This window comes from Mesorhizobium sp. M7A.F.Ca.US.011.01.1.1 (genome assembly GCF_003998295.1).
Classification (GTDB): domain Bacteria; phylum Pseudomonadota; class Alphaproteobacteria; order Rhizobiales; family Rhizobiaceae; genus Mesorhizobium.
In genome coordinates, this window is sequence record NZ_RZRT01000025.1 from 46,267 (window position 1) to 60,100 (window position 13,834).

Below are 13,834 nucleotides of genomic sequence, written 5' to 3' on the forward strand. Positions count from 1 at the left end.
TCAAAAGTACCCCTCGCGCTTCTTCTTTTCCATCGAGCCGGCTTCATCGCGGTCGATCAGGCGGCCCTGCCGTTCGGACGTGCGTGCCGTCAGCATTTCGCCGACGATGGCTTCCAGCGTGTCGGCATCCGATTCGATGGCGCCGGTCAGCGGATAGCAACCCAGCGTGCGGAACCGCACCAGCCTGTTCTCCACTGTCTCGCCGGGGCGCAGTTTCATGCGCTCGTCGTCCCGCAGGATCAGCATGCCGTCGCGTTCCACCACCGGCCGTTCCTTGGCGAAATAGAGCGGCACGATCGGGATACTTTCCTGCAGGATGTACTGCCAGATATCGAGTTCGGTCCAGTTCGACAGCGGAAAGACGCGGATCGATTCACCCGATGCGATGCGGGTGTTGAATATCTTCCACATTTCGGGGCGCTGGTTCTTCGGATCCCACACATGCTGGGCGTTGCGGAACGAAAAGATGCGCTCCTTGGCGCGCGATTTCTCCTCGTCGCGACGAGCGCCGCCAAAGGCCGCATCGAAACCGTATTTGTCGAGCGCCTGGCGCAGCGCCACGGTCTTCATGACATGGGTGTGGGTGTTCGAACCATGGTCGAACGGATTGATGTTGTCGCGCACGCCGTCTTCGTTGACATGAACCAGGAGATCGAAGCCGAGTTTCTGCGCCATCTGATCGCGAAAGGCGATCATCTCGCGGAACTTCCACGTCGTGTCGACGTGAAGAAAGGGGAACGGCGGCTTGGCGGGATAAAACGCCTTCATCGCCAGATGCATCAACACGGATGAATCCTTGCCGACCGAATAGAGCATGACCGGCTTGGCAAAAGCGGCCGCAACCTCACGGAATATATGGATGGACTCGGCTTCAAGCCGCTGAAGATGCGTAAGCGCTGTTGTCATGGGCCGTGGACGTTCTTTCGTATCTTCCAACAGAAGACCTTGCCTCAAATCATCGAGCTCTTCGCGCCCGGTTCGAGCCTTGTTTTTGGACAATCTTTCTCGTGCCGGCGTTCTAGCAGATCGCCATTGTGAAGAACAATGCAAGACTGACCCGGCCGCACATGGTTCGAGAATGAATTTTCCACAGATGCCGGCAAACCCGGAAATTCCTGCCCGCAAGCTCAACGGCCGAGAAAACGCGGGGAAAATATTGCTTGAATGGACCAGTTGCGGCTTTCAAGGGACTTCCTCTGGTCGGCCCGCGCCTGCCGCCGATTTTCGGTGGCAATTTGCCCTATACACTATCGAAAATGGGGGGCAGCCGCTATACCAGCCTCGGGAAGCGGGCAAGTGCATCATGAGGCATGGGGCAATTTCGAGGCGAGCGTATTCAACTTCGCTAAACAGATCCGCCGCATGAAACTTGCCGAAGACAGCGAGCCCGAAAATTGACCCGGCTTTCATCCCTGAGACAGCAATTCACGCCTTCGCGGATCAACAACTACTTCTCCATCCTTTGCTTCTTTTTTCCACCGGTTCTGGGATCGGTGGTCAGCTTTGTATTCAATGGCGGAGGCCTTTCGTCAGTCCTGCTGATTGCTTTACGGAAAAGGCGCTTCAACGCCGACCGGCCCATGATCTGGATGACGGTCGCGATCTATGCCTACTGCGCCTCCAATCTCCTGGCTTCCATCGTCAACAATTCGTTCGCCCGGGATGCGCCGCATCTTATCCCGCTGGTGACCTTCCTGTTTTTCCCCGTGTCCTATTCGACCTGGAGCATCACGCAGAAAACCACGCTTGCCCGCATCATCGTGCTTTCCAGCATGGCCGCCTGCTTTGTCGCGCTGCTCATGGCCGTCATCCAGCAATATTGGATTGGCGTCAGGGCCGAGGGGGGAGCTGGAAATCCGATCGTCTTCGCAACCGTCGCCTGCCTTGCCGTGGTCATGTGTGTGGCTGGCGCCTTGTCCGGTATTGAGCAAGCCCGGACACCCCTCTTCTACGCGGCACTGGCCGGGACGATCGCCGTCATCTATTCCGGCTCGCGTATCGTCTGGCTGGCACTGCTGATCACCGGTATCGCCGTCATGCTGATCAACCGGCACAGGCTCAGAGGCAGGAATGCCGTTCGCCTGCTGCTGCTGCTGGCGGCGGTCGGCGTCGTGATCGCCGCTTCCAGCTTCCAGGCGATATCCGGGCGGGTCGACTTTTTGCGCTCCGATTGGGGTGCGCTTGGAGCCAGCGGCAACTACGACACCTCGCTGGGAATACGTGTTGCGCTTTGGGAGATCGGCCTCAAAGCATTCCATGACATGCCACTGTTCGGGCACGGTGTGGGTGCAACCCAGGTTCTGATCAAGCAGGGCTTTCATGAGCAGTTCGCGATGGACACAGGCTTCAACCATTTTCACAACGGCTTCCTGACCGCCTTGGTGCAAGCGGGAATTCTGGGCGCCGTAACGCTGGCGGCGATCTTTATCGTTGCCGCTGGAAATGCCGTCCGGGTGTTGCGAAACAGCAGCGATCCGAGCGAGCGGTTCGGCGCGACCATGATTGTCGTCGTGGTGATCACCTATCTGACGGCCGGAATGACAGGCATCCTGATCGGCCATGATATTCTGGACTCGGTGCTGATGGTCTTCCTGGTGAGCGGAACATATCTCGCCTCCGGCCGCCAGATTCCGTTGTTGGAAGAGCATGCACCTGCGCCAGTGATGGAAGAGCGAGTAGTCAGCAAAGAGCTGTTTCGGGCAAGACCATGAAGGTTCTGGTCACCGGAGCGACAGGTTTCATCGGGCGTCTTGTCGTGCGCCACCTTCGCGAAGCCGGTGCCGAGCTTCGCCTCGCCTCCCGCCATCCCGAGAGGCTGGGTTCGGAAAACGAGGCTGTGCCGATGCCCGGTTTCGACGCGCCGGCCGCCGCCTTCCTGGAACTGACCCGGCATATGACTGACGTGGTCCATTGCGCCGGCCTCAACAATGATCAGGGAAATGCAACCGAAGCCGATTACAGGGCGGTCAATGTGGAATTGAGCGCGCGGCTGGCGCATGCAGCGGCGGCACAGGCCAGCGGACGCTTCATCCATCTCTCCTCGATCCGAGCGGTGATCGGCGCGCACGTCAGCGCAACGATCGACGAGGACACGCTTCCTGCCCCACAATGCGCCTATGGACGCTCGAAGCGCGAAGGCGAGATCAAGGTTTTGGACGCCTACGCGCTACACGGCCGCTCGGACGCCGCCGTGTTGCGCCTGCCTCCGGTTTATGGAAGCGGCATGAGGGGAAATCTGGCAACGCTGATGCGCCTTGCCGATACGCCGCTGCCGCTGCCGACGGGTGCCTTGACCGGAATCCGCTCGCTGATGTCTTCCGAGGCCGCGGTGCGAGCAGTGTCGCACCTGCTCAGCCATTCCGGACCGCTTCGCCCGATCTATGTCGGCGCCGATGTGCCGCCGGTCGCCGTCGAGGCCATCATCGCCGCCTTTCGCAGAGGTTTGGGGCGGCCTGTGCGCCTGATGGCTGTGCCGGCCGGCCTGATACGGCCGGTCGTGGCCGCGCTCGGCAGGCGGGCGTTCTGGGACAGCCTGACTGCGACACAGATATGCGACCCTGCCCTGCTGGCATCGCAGGGGTGGACGCCTGAAGCTCGCACGGTCGAGCGACTGGCCGAGCTGGCGCGGCTCGGTAGATCCTGACTCCCTGGTGACCTATCAGCTTCGGTAGAGCGTTCCAAACAGGATCCGAAAATCGAGCCAGAACGACGCGGTGCGGAGGTAGGCAGCATCCGTTTCGGCCAAAAGCTCCGGGTTAGACATGTCGATGCCCCTGATCTGGGCCAGGCCGGTTATGCCCGGCAGCGCCGCCAAAACCCCCAGCCGCCTGCGACACTCGATCAACTCCGTTTGGGTCGGCAGGCAGGGGCGCGGCCCGACCAGGCTCATTTCGCCCTTCAGGACGTTCCAGAATTGTGGCAGCTCGTCGAGCTTGAACTTCCGCAAGACCTTCCCGACCGATGTCACGGAATCCACCGGCGCCTCATGCGAGGGCAGCGACGGCGTCCCGACATACATCGTGCGCAACTTGTGGCAGCGAAAAAGCCGACCGTCACGGCCGACCCGCACCTGTGAAAAAATAGCCGGGCCCGGCGACGATGCCCGAACGGCAATGACGGTGAGCGCCAAGACAGGAGATGTGGCCACCAGCAGCAGAGCCGCACCGGCAATATCGAAGATTTGCTTGGCTGCCTTCATGAACGGCCGATAGTGCTCCCTGCCGAAGTCCCGGGGCAACGCCGCAGGCAAATGCGTCAATCCGGTCGAAGTAGCATGAGCCGATCTTTTGACCAAGCGTGCCACGCACTCGTGCCAATGTTCAGATGCGCCCCAGCACGAAAGCGAGATAGAGCCCCAGGTTTCCGGAAACGGTCTGCCTATAGACGCCGCTTTGGCGCAAGCCCGCCAAGCGCCGGAAAAGACCGCCGTTGCGCCCGCGGGTGAAAAGGTCGAGGCATGCCGTCGCGTCCTCGGTCAGGAGGTCGCGATTGACGGCGAGACCGTCGAGGTTGAGGTCTGTCCAGCCGGCGAATTCCCCCTTGAACAGGCGGCCAAGCCGGGAGAACCTTGCTTTCCAGGACACGTTGGCGCCGACCAGGTTCGCCGCGTGCTGCCGGTAGCGCACCAGCGGCCGCGGATCGTAGCGGACGATGCCGCCGGCGGCGGTCACGATGAGATAGGCCCACCAGTCATGGCTGACGAACCCGGTCCGCGTGGAGGCCCTGGCCAGCAGGTCGCGTGCCGCCGCGTTGAGCAGGATTGTGTTGCCGCCGGCGATGCTTTGCACAAGCGCGTTGCGAAAGGTTGGCGGCCGGGCAAACAGCGGCGAATGGCCGACAAGGCTTCCTGCTTCCGTCATGGTCGCGGTTCGCGAACAAAACATCAGCGGGGTTTTCGCATCCTGGGTCCGCATCCAGCTGATAGCGCTCTCCAGCCTGTCGGGCTCCCAGATATCGTCCTGGTCGCAGAAGGCATAGCAGTCCGCCTCGATGCGTCGATCGACGATCATAGAGCGGAAATTCGCGGCGAAGCCTTGCCGCGGCCCCTCTACGAGCGTCATCCGACCCTTGGGCCGCCAGCGGGATTTCCATGCCTCGATGATGGCGGTCGTGCCGTCGACGGAGCCATCGTCTGAAATCCACAGGTCGACCAGAGGGTGCGACTGCGCGAGCAGGGACTGCAGCTGTTCATCGATGAAGGCCGCGCCATCCTTCGCGCCCATCAGGACCGCGACGCGCAGATCTGCTTTGCTCACGACCAAGATCGCTTTCTGAATTCTGAACCTAGCTCGCCTGCCCCGCCGTTTTCGGGATCGCGCCCTGATGAGGGCTTTCCCGGGCCTTCTTGGCGCGGTCAAGGCTTGCCAATGCGGCGAGCGCGGCAGCCTTATCCTGGTTTTTCGCCGACTGCTGCAGCGCCGAGAGCGCGACCTGGACATCCGACCATTCCACGACGTCCGTGCTGAGGCCGAAAACCTTCGAGATGCCGAGTTCGACGAGTTCCTCGTCTTCGCCATGCAGCGTTTCGTGAAGTTTTTCGCCCGGCCTGATGCCGGTGAACCGGATCGCGATGTCCTTGTATGGGCTCTTTCCGGACAAGCGGATCATCGTTTCGGCCACTTCAAGGATCGGCACCGGCTTGCCCATGTCGAGCATATAGACGGCATAATCGTGTCCGCTCTGCCGCGACGCGGCATCGGCCGCCGACATGATGACGAGATCGACGGCTTCCGCCACGGTCATGAAATAGCGCGTCATGCGCCGGTCGGTGATGGTGACGGGCCCCCCAGCCTCGATTTGCGCCTGGAATATGGTCGCCACCGAACCATTGCTGCCGAAGACATTGCCGAACCGTACTGCAATGAACTTGGTGGCCGGGCGACGCCCGCTTGTCTCGCCTGCCGGCGTGCCATGCAAGGCGCTGATGATCTGTTCGGCGGCCCGCTTCGTCATGCCGAGCACTGATGAGGGATCCACCGCCTTGTCGCTCGATATCAGGACAAATTGCGCAACCCCGCACTTGGCGGCAACTTCGGCGCAGACGAGCGTTCCGAAAATGTTGGTTTGAATGGCTGAATCCCAGTTCTCCTCGAGCAGCGGAACATGCTTGAGCGCCGCGGCGTGAAAGATGATGTCCGGCCGGAATTCCGTGACGACACGCGTTATCTGGCGCCGGTCCGAGACATCGACGATGCGGACCTTGAGCCGGTCATGGTCCTTCTCGTCAACATACTGGCTCAACTGGAAAATGCCGAACTCGGAGTTGTCGGCGACCAGCACCGCCTCGGCTCCCAGTTCCAGCGACCGCTTGACCAGCGTCTGGCCGATAGAACCGGCGCCGCCGGTCACCAGAACGCGTTTGCCGCTGACAAAGGCGCCGATGCGCTGGATGTCGGACGCGACCGCCGGACGGCGCAGGATCGTTTCCATCTCAACGGTGTCGAGAACCAGCTTTCCGTGCTGTTCCAACTCCGAAAGGCCTGAGAACTGCACCACATTTATGTCGCCGTGCCGGGCAATGCGCACGAGTTCCGAATAGTCCTCGATTTCGTGCTCGGCGCCGCTGCCGAAAATCAGTAGGTCCAGGCTTTTGGTGCCGGTCGCATAGTCCTCCAGGACATCGATCAGGCGCGGCATGGCCGCCACCACGGGAACACCTTGAATCCGTGTGCCCAACGGTGCGCCGCGCTCGGTCGCCATGATGCCTGCGATGGAATAGTCCGCCGGTTGCGCCGTGCGTGTGAAGCGAATGATCAGGTCGGCCTCGCCGAGCCGGCCGACGAACAGGGCGCGCTTGGCCTGCCTGATGTCGGTCTTGCGGCTCAGAATCCCCCAGCTCGCGCCGTCACGCAGGAAGCGGTAGAACAGCCGGGGTGCCGAGATGATGGTGAAGGAGACAAGGAAGAAGACGATGAACTGACGCTCGTTGAGCCCCGCGACCGGCCGGTAAAACCGCAGCAGCAGCGACGCCACATAAAGAGTGAACGTCAAGATCGCGCAGCTCTTCAGGATGTTGAAAAAGTCCGGCGTCGAAGCGAAGCGCCAGACGGTGGTGTAGAGGCCACTGTAGCGGAACAGCAAATGGCTGATGACGACGATGCCCGCCCATGTCGCCAGACCCTCCTTGGAGAGCGCGTCGAACGAAAGATTAGACCGCGAAAGCACGAGGCTGAGTGCCACGGCGACCAGGACCATGACCACGTCCTGGACCATGATGAAGGCGCGCCGCATCTGTGGCCTGAGCCCGAACACAGCTTCGAGGTGGGAATTCATTGGACGGCACTAGACTCCAGGCTCAGGGGCATCAACACCAGCGAGGTGCGACACGAAGATACTTCGCGACCGATCACCTTACTCAAGTGCCATCCCCGGCCCCCGCCGTGCTGTATCGCATACTGCGGGGGCGAGGGCATAGCCAGAGTTTTTTTCGGACAAGAGGCGTCAGTGGAGAACATGGATCATGCTCGGGCGATTGCCGCAAAGTCAACATTATCAAACGCTAATAGATAGGCCATACAGCATCAGCATGCGTTCAGTTTTGCCGCAGTTGACTCTGTTCCCCGCCGCGTTACGACGCAATGCGTTGCCATATGCCCATCGAAATGGCTATTAGAGACGGGCTTGGTGGTTCGCTATGGCCAGCGAAGAATAATGCGCCAGAACAACGGATTGCGATACTCCCAGTTATGATTGCGGCACTAAACGGCGCTTTTGACGACATCTCAAAGGCCATGAGATTACACCGGGTTTGGATTGCGCTTGCCCATGAGGACATCGGCGACCAGCACAGACGCACGACGCTCGGCCCGCTTTGGATGCTGGTCAATTATTTCGCTTTCGTCGGCACTTTTGCCTTTGTTTTCGTGACCACCGACGCCAGCAATCCAAGCTATATAGCCTATGTAGCCATCGGCATGCTGGTCTGGTTCTATCTCACCGAAACCATCACCACGAGCGTGTCACTCTTCCAGCGAGAAGCGAGCTTCATTCAAGGCACGACGCTGCCGTTGTTCGTCTATGTGATGCGATTGACGATGCAATGCATCATCAGGGCTGCTTATTCGTTGGCGGGTTGCGTTCTTGTTCTGCTGCTGGGCGGTTACGGGATCAACGCGAATTGGCTGTTATCGCTGCTGGGTCTGCTGCTCATCACCTTGGCAACGCCTGCATTCGTAACGGTTTTTGCGTTTCTGGGCGCTTTCTTTCCCGACAGTGAGTTCATCGTCGGGAACCTGATGCGGGTGGGCATGTTCCTCACGCCGGTCTTCTGGGTATATGGCGGGCAAGAAGGCGTTCAAAAATATGCCTATCATTGGAACCCGTTCACCTATTTCCTGGAGGGTGTGCGTGAGCCGATCACGGCAGGCATATTTCCGACGCATGCGTTGGTGGTGACAGGTTACATCTGTCTCAGCGTCTGGGTTCTTGCCCTGATGCTGCTAGGCCGTTATCGCAAGCACATCGTTTTCCTGATCTGAGTTCCATGACCTCCATCAAACTAAACAACGTGAGCCTCGTTTATCGCCTGTTCGAAAAGTTGACACTTTCGGCGCCTGGCCGGCGTCGGAGCGCTCTCGGCGGCAACATAGCGAAGTCGGGAACCAAGCAGGTCGTGCAGGCGCTTGACGATGTCAGCTTCGAGCTGAAGGCTGGTGACCGATTGGGGCTTGTCGGCCCGAATGGCGCAGGCAAGACCACCTTGCTTAAGGTTCTATATGGAATCTACCAGCCGTCGGGCGGGACGATATCAATCGCGGGCAAGGTCGATGCCCTGTTCAACATCCACATAGGGTTTCGCCCCGAGGCCACCGGGCGCAGAAACATCGTGCTGAGGGGGTTAATCAGCGGCTGGACGGCGCCCGAGATCGAAGAGAAGATGGAAGAAATAATCGACTTCAGCGAATTGGGGGACTTCATCGACCTGCCATTCAAGGCGTATAGCCAAGGTATGGCGGCACGCTTGGCATTTGCGGCGGCGACTGCGCTTGAACCAGAAATTCTGCTGATGGATGAATGGATTGGCGCCGGCGACGCATCGTTCCAGGAAAAAGCCAAACGGCGGATGGACGAATTGGCGGAAAAGGCCGGCATCATCGTATTGGCCAGCCACGACGATGCGCTCATCGAGCGCGTTTGCACGAAGAAGATGATACTTCGAGCCGGCCGGGTGGAATCGCTGACTTAAAGCGCCTCTCAAACGCGGGAAGCCCGGGCGCCTCAGCGAAGAACGATCAAATTCCTCACGAAATGCGCGAACGGCCGGACCAGGTTGAGAAGCCTCGGCCGCCGCACAACGTGATCCGCATATAGGAGTTCGAGTTTCCTGTAGATCCATCTGCGAATCGGGGCCTCTGACCGCTTTTGCAACAGATATTCATACTGCATCGAGATGTTGTGGCTGGGAAGCTGCGCTGCGAGAAGCTGCAGTTTGTATTCAAGCTTCACATAATTGCGCGCGGCCGCGTAACGATTGCAGATTGTAAGCGTGCGGAAATGGCGGCTTTGGGCGCAATAGCCCATCAGTCTTTCCAGAAGGTGGGCCAGGCCGCCGTCGACATGATGTGGTTCGGGGTTGAAGTCCGTCCATTTCCACGGATGCTCGAACAGGGGCCGCAACGCCTCGGTGCGGAACCAGAACATTGTGCCGTAAGCGGCCACGGGCGTGTCGCGATCGACGGGAACCTTGATCCCAATCTGAGCCGCTAGCTTCAGCATGGGAGCCTTGTTCGTGTACCAAGCATGACCGAGCGTGCCGAAACCGATATGCACCGTAGGCGGTATGACAAGGCCGATCTTGGGATTCTGGTCTAGGACATCATAAAGATTGCGCACGTAGTCGCTGTTGAAGATCAAATTGTCGAGTAGATGGTCGCGGAAGGAGTTACCGATCTGCCGGCCCACTTGGGGCGTCCGTTTCGAATGGAGGCGCAGCGCCACCTCGTAATTTCCGGCAATGACGACGTCTTGAAACGTTATGAATAGCGAGGACATGTCGCGGCCGCGATTCGCGGCGACCACCCGAACCTCCACCGCCCCTATCGGCCAGCCTTGATCCGCGATGAAGGCTTCGATGTGCCCCTTGTTCTCCTCGGACGCTGTTGAAATATAAAGGTCCGCCTTGCCTGGGAGTTGCTTGAGGCTGGCCCAGATGTCTTTCAGAACATCAATATAGAAGGCATGAATGAACACCGCCACCGTGCCGAATTTCCATTCGTCTTTAGGTGCCCCGACGTAGCGGTCATCCAGAACGGCGTGCTCCTCGAGGTTGGTGTGAAGCGTACGCAATTCCGCCTCCGTCAAAAGCACGTTCCACAGCAGGTCGCATAGTTCCGGGTCGCGCAGTGCAAGCGCATCAAGCGCCCGGCGGGCATAGATCGCTTGTAAGTCGTGGATCAGCGGATCGAGCAGGAACACATCCTTTAGAACGGCCGGACCGCCGAGCTCGACGATCTTGTGGACCTCGAACATGCGGGGATCGAATGATTCGAGCTGCTCCGCGTCCAGTAAATAGTCGACCTTGAAGCCGCAACTTTCGACCAACTGGCCGAACGCGATCACTATCCCGAGGAAATCCGACCAGTAGTCCGAACTGGGCTCGGCACGGTCCCAAAATCGACGGAAACTCTCCCGCACAAGCAGGCTGCGCTTGAAAAAAGTGAAGTCGAAATAGGGAATTCTGGCCGGAAGATCCCGCGTCGAGAGTCTCGGATCGATTCTCGGGGCGTGGAAATAGGGCGCCACAAGATCGGCGTCCGAAGCGAGCGCCCGCTCCAGGTACGGCTCGAAGGCCCCGATCGGCCCGGCCATGTGCGATCCGGTGACGAAGACGCAGTCCGCCAGGTCAGGCGCCGTTTCATAGATGTGTTTCAGGCCCAGGCGAATCCCTTCCTTGAACGTCAGGCGAGCGTGCGGTCCCACGACCGCGTCGGCGAGATCGGCCAGAAGGACACTGACTGTACTGTTGAAAGGAGCCAACGCCACCACCAATAGATAGTCCGCGGCGCCCTTGATGCGGCGCAAGGCTTCCCCTGCAAGTGCCGCCGAAGTCTCGCTGACATCATCATGGAAGACATAAATCGCACAGCATCGCATAAGCTCACCTTCGACCTTTCTTTTGGAAAGACGGGGCGATGCAACATTTTGTCATCGTCCGTCAAGCCGGTTTCGGGCGGTTCGCCGCGATCCGCAATGTCAGGAGGTTTCCTTAAGCGGCGCCAGCCAACCCCCTGGGGCTACGGCGGCACTTTGCAGGTAGGGCTTGAGGCGATCGGCGAGGCACCTCAACTGATTGCTAACGGTGGCGTTGGCCCAAACGTCCCTTCGATCATAGTAATGCAGCGTAAGGGGATCTTTAGGGAAAATCCCGCCTTCCGGCACCTGCGTCTTCAAATATTTTCCAAGTCGGTCGTAGCTTGCGATTTCCTGCTCCAGCATCTCATGATGATAGGTGTCCCTGGAAAACAAAATTTCCTTTGGCGATATGTTTTCTGCGTATAATTTTACGATTTCATCGTAAATATCCGGCATTTCCTTGAACTGCAACGCATACATCGCTTCTCTTACTTGCCCACCCAAGAAACCATGCTCTTCGCTAAGATGTTCATTTAGCCTCAGCATCGCGTCGATTACTTCGATGGAATGGGACTCGTTGGCGCCGCTGCCGCTGGCGGAAAGATCACTTATGCCGAATGAATTTCTGGCCATAGCCAAAAATATATCTGCCTTTTGTCGCCTGAGAACATCGTATAGATATATATGATAATCTAACTCAGATGATCCAAATCTAAATTTAATAAGATCTCCGAGAGGATTGTACCGCCACGAATATTTCGGATCTGTCAAATGCCTTATCAAAAACCCATGCAACTCTTCATTTAACCCAAGCTTCACCTCTTCCTTCCATTGAGAATAAAGAAGATCATTTGGCTCTCTAATGAAATATATCACGATAACGTTGTGATTGTAAGCATTCGCTATATTTTGCATTTCCTTTATATAAGGTGAATTCCATCCCGACATGCCTTCGGCCGAGAGAATCACGTTTTTATTATTTTTTAGGATATCGATCCATTTCGAATAAAGATCTGGATCAGCCGTATCGCCAATATACTTCTCGGCCGCTAACGAAAACCCGTGATGGCCTGGGTATCGGCCGTGAACAGTCATGTCGCGCCCGAGTGCCGGATAGCAAAATTCCGGGCCGCGAAAGACTTCCAAATTCGCGACGAACATCTCCTGAATGTATGTGGTGCCGGTCTTCGGCGGGCCGATGTGCAGGAATAAAGTCATTCAGGCTTCCGCCTCCGTGCCCGTTCTTCCGGCCCGAATTCGTCGCCTAAAATCGTCCCCCGAATCGGACTAATCATGGAATGCAGTTGCTTGCAGAGATCATCAATCTTTGCGTTCCAGTCTGAAATGACCTCGGAAATTCACGTCCATGTTAACATGCGTTGCCGCATCAAGAACATGGCACGATCGCTGATTTGCGTTTCGGTTCATCCCGCCTCGCGCACTCCTCATACGAAATGTCCCCCATAATATCAATATATTCATCTGCGGTTACCCGATCAGAACGTCGACCTATCTGTAACCACTTTCTCAGTTCGATGAGAAATGCGATCTCCGCGCGTATCGAAAATCGGCTGCCTAGTTTCAGCGGGATTTCGCTTCGGCGCGGACCGGCCGGAGATTTCACTCCCCGCTCCACTCCATGAACTTCGACATGCCGGCCTCAAGGGTCACCTGCGGTCGCCAGTCGAGGTGTCGGATCGTGTCGGAAATGTCGGCCACTGCGTAGCGCACGTCGCCGGCGCGAAATTGCCCGGTCACCCGAAGCTTGTCCTTCGGCCGTCCCATCATAACCAGCAGCATCCGCGCCATGTCGACGATTTGCGTGGGTTCGCCCGAACCGATGTCGAGCACTTCGTGCGGGCACTTCTGGGCAAGCCCGATCAGCGCAAAGGCCCGCGCCACGTCATCCACGTAGACGAAGTCGCGGACGATAGCACCGTCCTCGTAGATGTTGAGGGTCGACTCCTCTTCAATCTGCTTGCGAAAGATCGAGATTACCCCTGTGTAAGGATTGGAAAGCGATTGTCCCGGTCCGTAGACGTTTTGCAGGCGCAGAATCCCGACCTCAACGTCAGTGCCCCAGAAGGCCTGCGCCAGCAGATATTCCTGCAAGAGCTTGGTCGACGCGTAGATCGAGGCGGGGCTCGCCGGACAAATGGCGGCACGCGTAGCGACGGGGGTCAGCAGTTCGTCCGTGGCGCTGCGCGGCGTGAATACTCCCTTCGCCATGTCCGCCGCCGTGCGCGCCCTCGCCAGGACATGATTGCCGCGCGCATCCACACACGCGCCCTCGCCATAGACGGAGCGCGAACCCGCGACGAGCACCCTGCTTACGCCGGCCTGCGCCCGGACCGCGTCGATGAGGTGGGACGTGCCCATGATGTTGACCATGTTGTAGCGGGTCGGTTCGTCGTAGGACTGGCCGGTTCCGGTTTCCGAAGCGAGGTGATAGACGCGTTCCGGCCGCGCCTCGCGGAACGCCGCGGCAAGTGCCGCCGCGTCGCGCACATCCCCCCTAATAACGTGGACGCCTTCCAGCATCGGCGATGGTGCCGCGTCCGCTCCATGCACCTGAGGGAGGAAATTATCGTAGACGGTAACCTCGTGGTCGACCTTGAGCAGCGTGCACAGGCGCCTGCCAATGAATCCCGCTCCGCCTGTAATGAAAATCCGCATCCTTGGGTCGCTCCGATCATGGTATGCTACAACTGTCTGCCTCGGGTCGGCGCAGCTTGTTCCACGGCGATGTGCGTGAATCAAGGTA

General features: G+C 58.6%; 11 protein-coding genes. 4 read left to right on the forward strand and 7 right to left on the reverse strand.

Annotated features, from left to right (window positions below; all coding sequences use genetic code 11):
- A complete protein-coding gene (gene cysD / locus EOA13_RS21450) occupies nt 1–906 on the reverse strand; it encodes a sulfate adenylyltransferase subunit CysD (RefSeq protein WP_027035869.1) in 906 nt (301 codons plus the stop codon).
- A gap of 488 nt (nt 907–1,394) precedes the next feature.
- Here cysD and EOA13_RS21455 point away from each other — a divergent pair, with 488 nt between their 5' ends.
- Both EOA13_RS21455 and EOA13_RS21460 read left to right on the forward strand, forming a co-directional pair.
- On the forward strand, nt 1,395–2,711 hold the full coding sequence (locus EOA13_RS21455; protein ID WP_127295683.1) for an O-antigen ligase: 1,317 nt from the start codon (nt 1,395–1,397) through the stop codon (nt 2,709–2,711).
- The gene (locus EOA13_RS21460; protein ID WP_127295685.1) at nt 2,708–3,643 is read left to right on the forward strand and encodes an NAD-dependent epimerase/dehydratase family protein; all 936 of its coding nucleotides are present in this window, start codon (nt 2,708–2,710) and stop codon (nt 3,641–3,643) included. The genes EOA13_RS21455 and EOA13_RS21460 overlap by 4 nt, the downstream gene beginning before the upstream one ends.
- Before the next feature lie 15 nt (nt 3,644–3,658).
- Here the strand turns inward: EOA13_RS21460 and EOA13_RS21465 are convergent, their stop codons facing one another.
- The 3 genes from EOA13_RS21465 to EOA13_RS21475 all read right to left on the reverse strand — a co-directional run bounded on the left by EOA13_RS21465 (nt 3,659) and on the right by EOA13_RS21475 (nt 7,272).
- Nucleotides 3,659–4,198, reverse strand: coding sequence for a sugar transferase (locus tag EOA13_RS21465; protein WP_127295687.1), 540 nt, complete (start codon nt 4,196–4,198; stop codon nt 3,659–3,661).
- A 121-nt stretch (nt 4,199–4,319) separates the two neighbouring features.
- Nucleotides 4,320–5,255 carry a glycosyltransferase family 2 protein gene (locus tag EOA13_RS21470; RefSeq protein WP_127295689.1) on the reverse strand — a complete coding sequence of 312 codons (936 nt, stop codon included), beginning with the start codon at nt 5,253–5,255 and terminating at the stop codon, nt 4,320–4,322.
- Nucleotides 5,256–5,283: 28 nt separating this feature from the next.
- A complete protein-coding gene (locus tag EOA13_RS21475; RefSeq protein ID WP_164780237.1) occupies nt 5,284–7,272 on the reverse strand; it encodes a nucleoside-diphosphate sugar epimerase/dehydratase in 1,989 nt (662 codons plus the stop codon).
- Nucleotides 7,273–7,589: 317 nt separating this feature from the next.
- On the opposite strand from EOA13_RS21475, the gene EOA13_RS21480 reads away from it, so the two are divergent.
- Together EOA13_RS21480 and EOA13_RS21485 are read left to right on the forward strand one after the other, a co-directional pair.
- Nucleotides 7,590–8,477, forward strand: a complete 888-nt coding sequence (locus tag EOA13_RS21480) for an ABC transporter permease (RefSeq protein ID WP_245490442.1) — start codon at nt 7,590–7,592, stop codon at nt 8,475–8,477.
- Between the two features lie 5 nt (nt 8,478–8,482).
- Nucleotides 8,483–9,184 (forward strand): ATP-binding cassette domain-containing protein, encoded by a 702-nt coding sequence (locus tag EOA13_RS21485; RefSeq protein ID WP_127295691.1) that lies wholly within the window; start codon nt 8,483–8,485, stop codon nt 9,182–9,184.
- Nucleotides 9,185–9,216: 32 nt separating this feature from the next.
- Here EOA13_RS21485 and EOA13_RS21490 read toward each other — a convergent pair whose 3' ends face one another.
- The 3 genes from EOA13_RS21490 to EOA13_RS21500 all read right to left on the reverse strand — a co-directional run bounded on the left by EOA13_RS21490 (nt 9,217) and on the right by EOA13_RS21500 (nt 13,746).
- Nucleotides 9,217–11,019 (reverse strand): rhamnan synthesis F family protein, encoded by a 1,803-nt coding sequence (locus tag EOA13_RS21490; RefSeq protein ID WP_164780239.1) that lies wholly within the window; start codon nt 11,017–11,019, stop codon nt 9,217–9,219.
- 171 nt (nt 11,020–11,190) lie between these two features.
- Complete coding sequence (locus tag EOA13_RS21495) at nt 11,191–12,288, reverse strand: hypothetical protein (protein WP_127295695.1); 1,098 nt, start codon at nt 12,286–12,288, stop codon at nt 11,191–11,193.
- 402 nt (nt 12,289–12,690) lie between these two features.
- Nucleotides 12,691–13,746: an NAD-dependent epimerase/dehydratase family protein gene (locus tag EOA13_RS21500; protein WP_127295697.1), complete on the reverse strand. Its 1,056-nt coding sequence runs from the start codon at nt 13,744–13,746 to the stop codon at nt 12,691–12,693.
- Between the last annotated feature and the right edge of the window lie 88 nt (nt 13,747–13,834).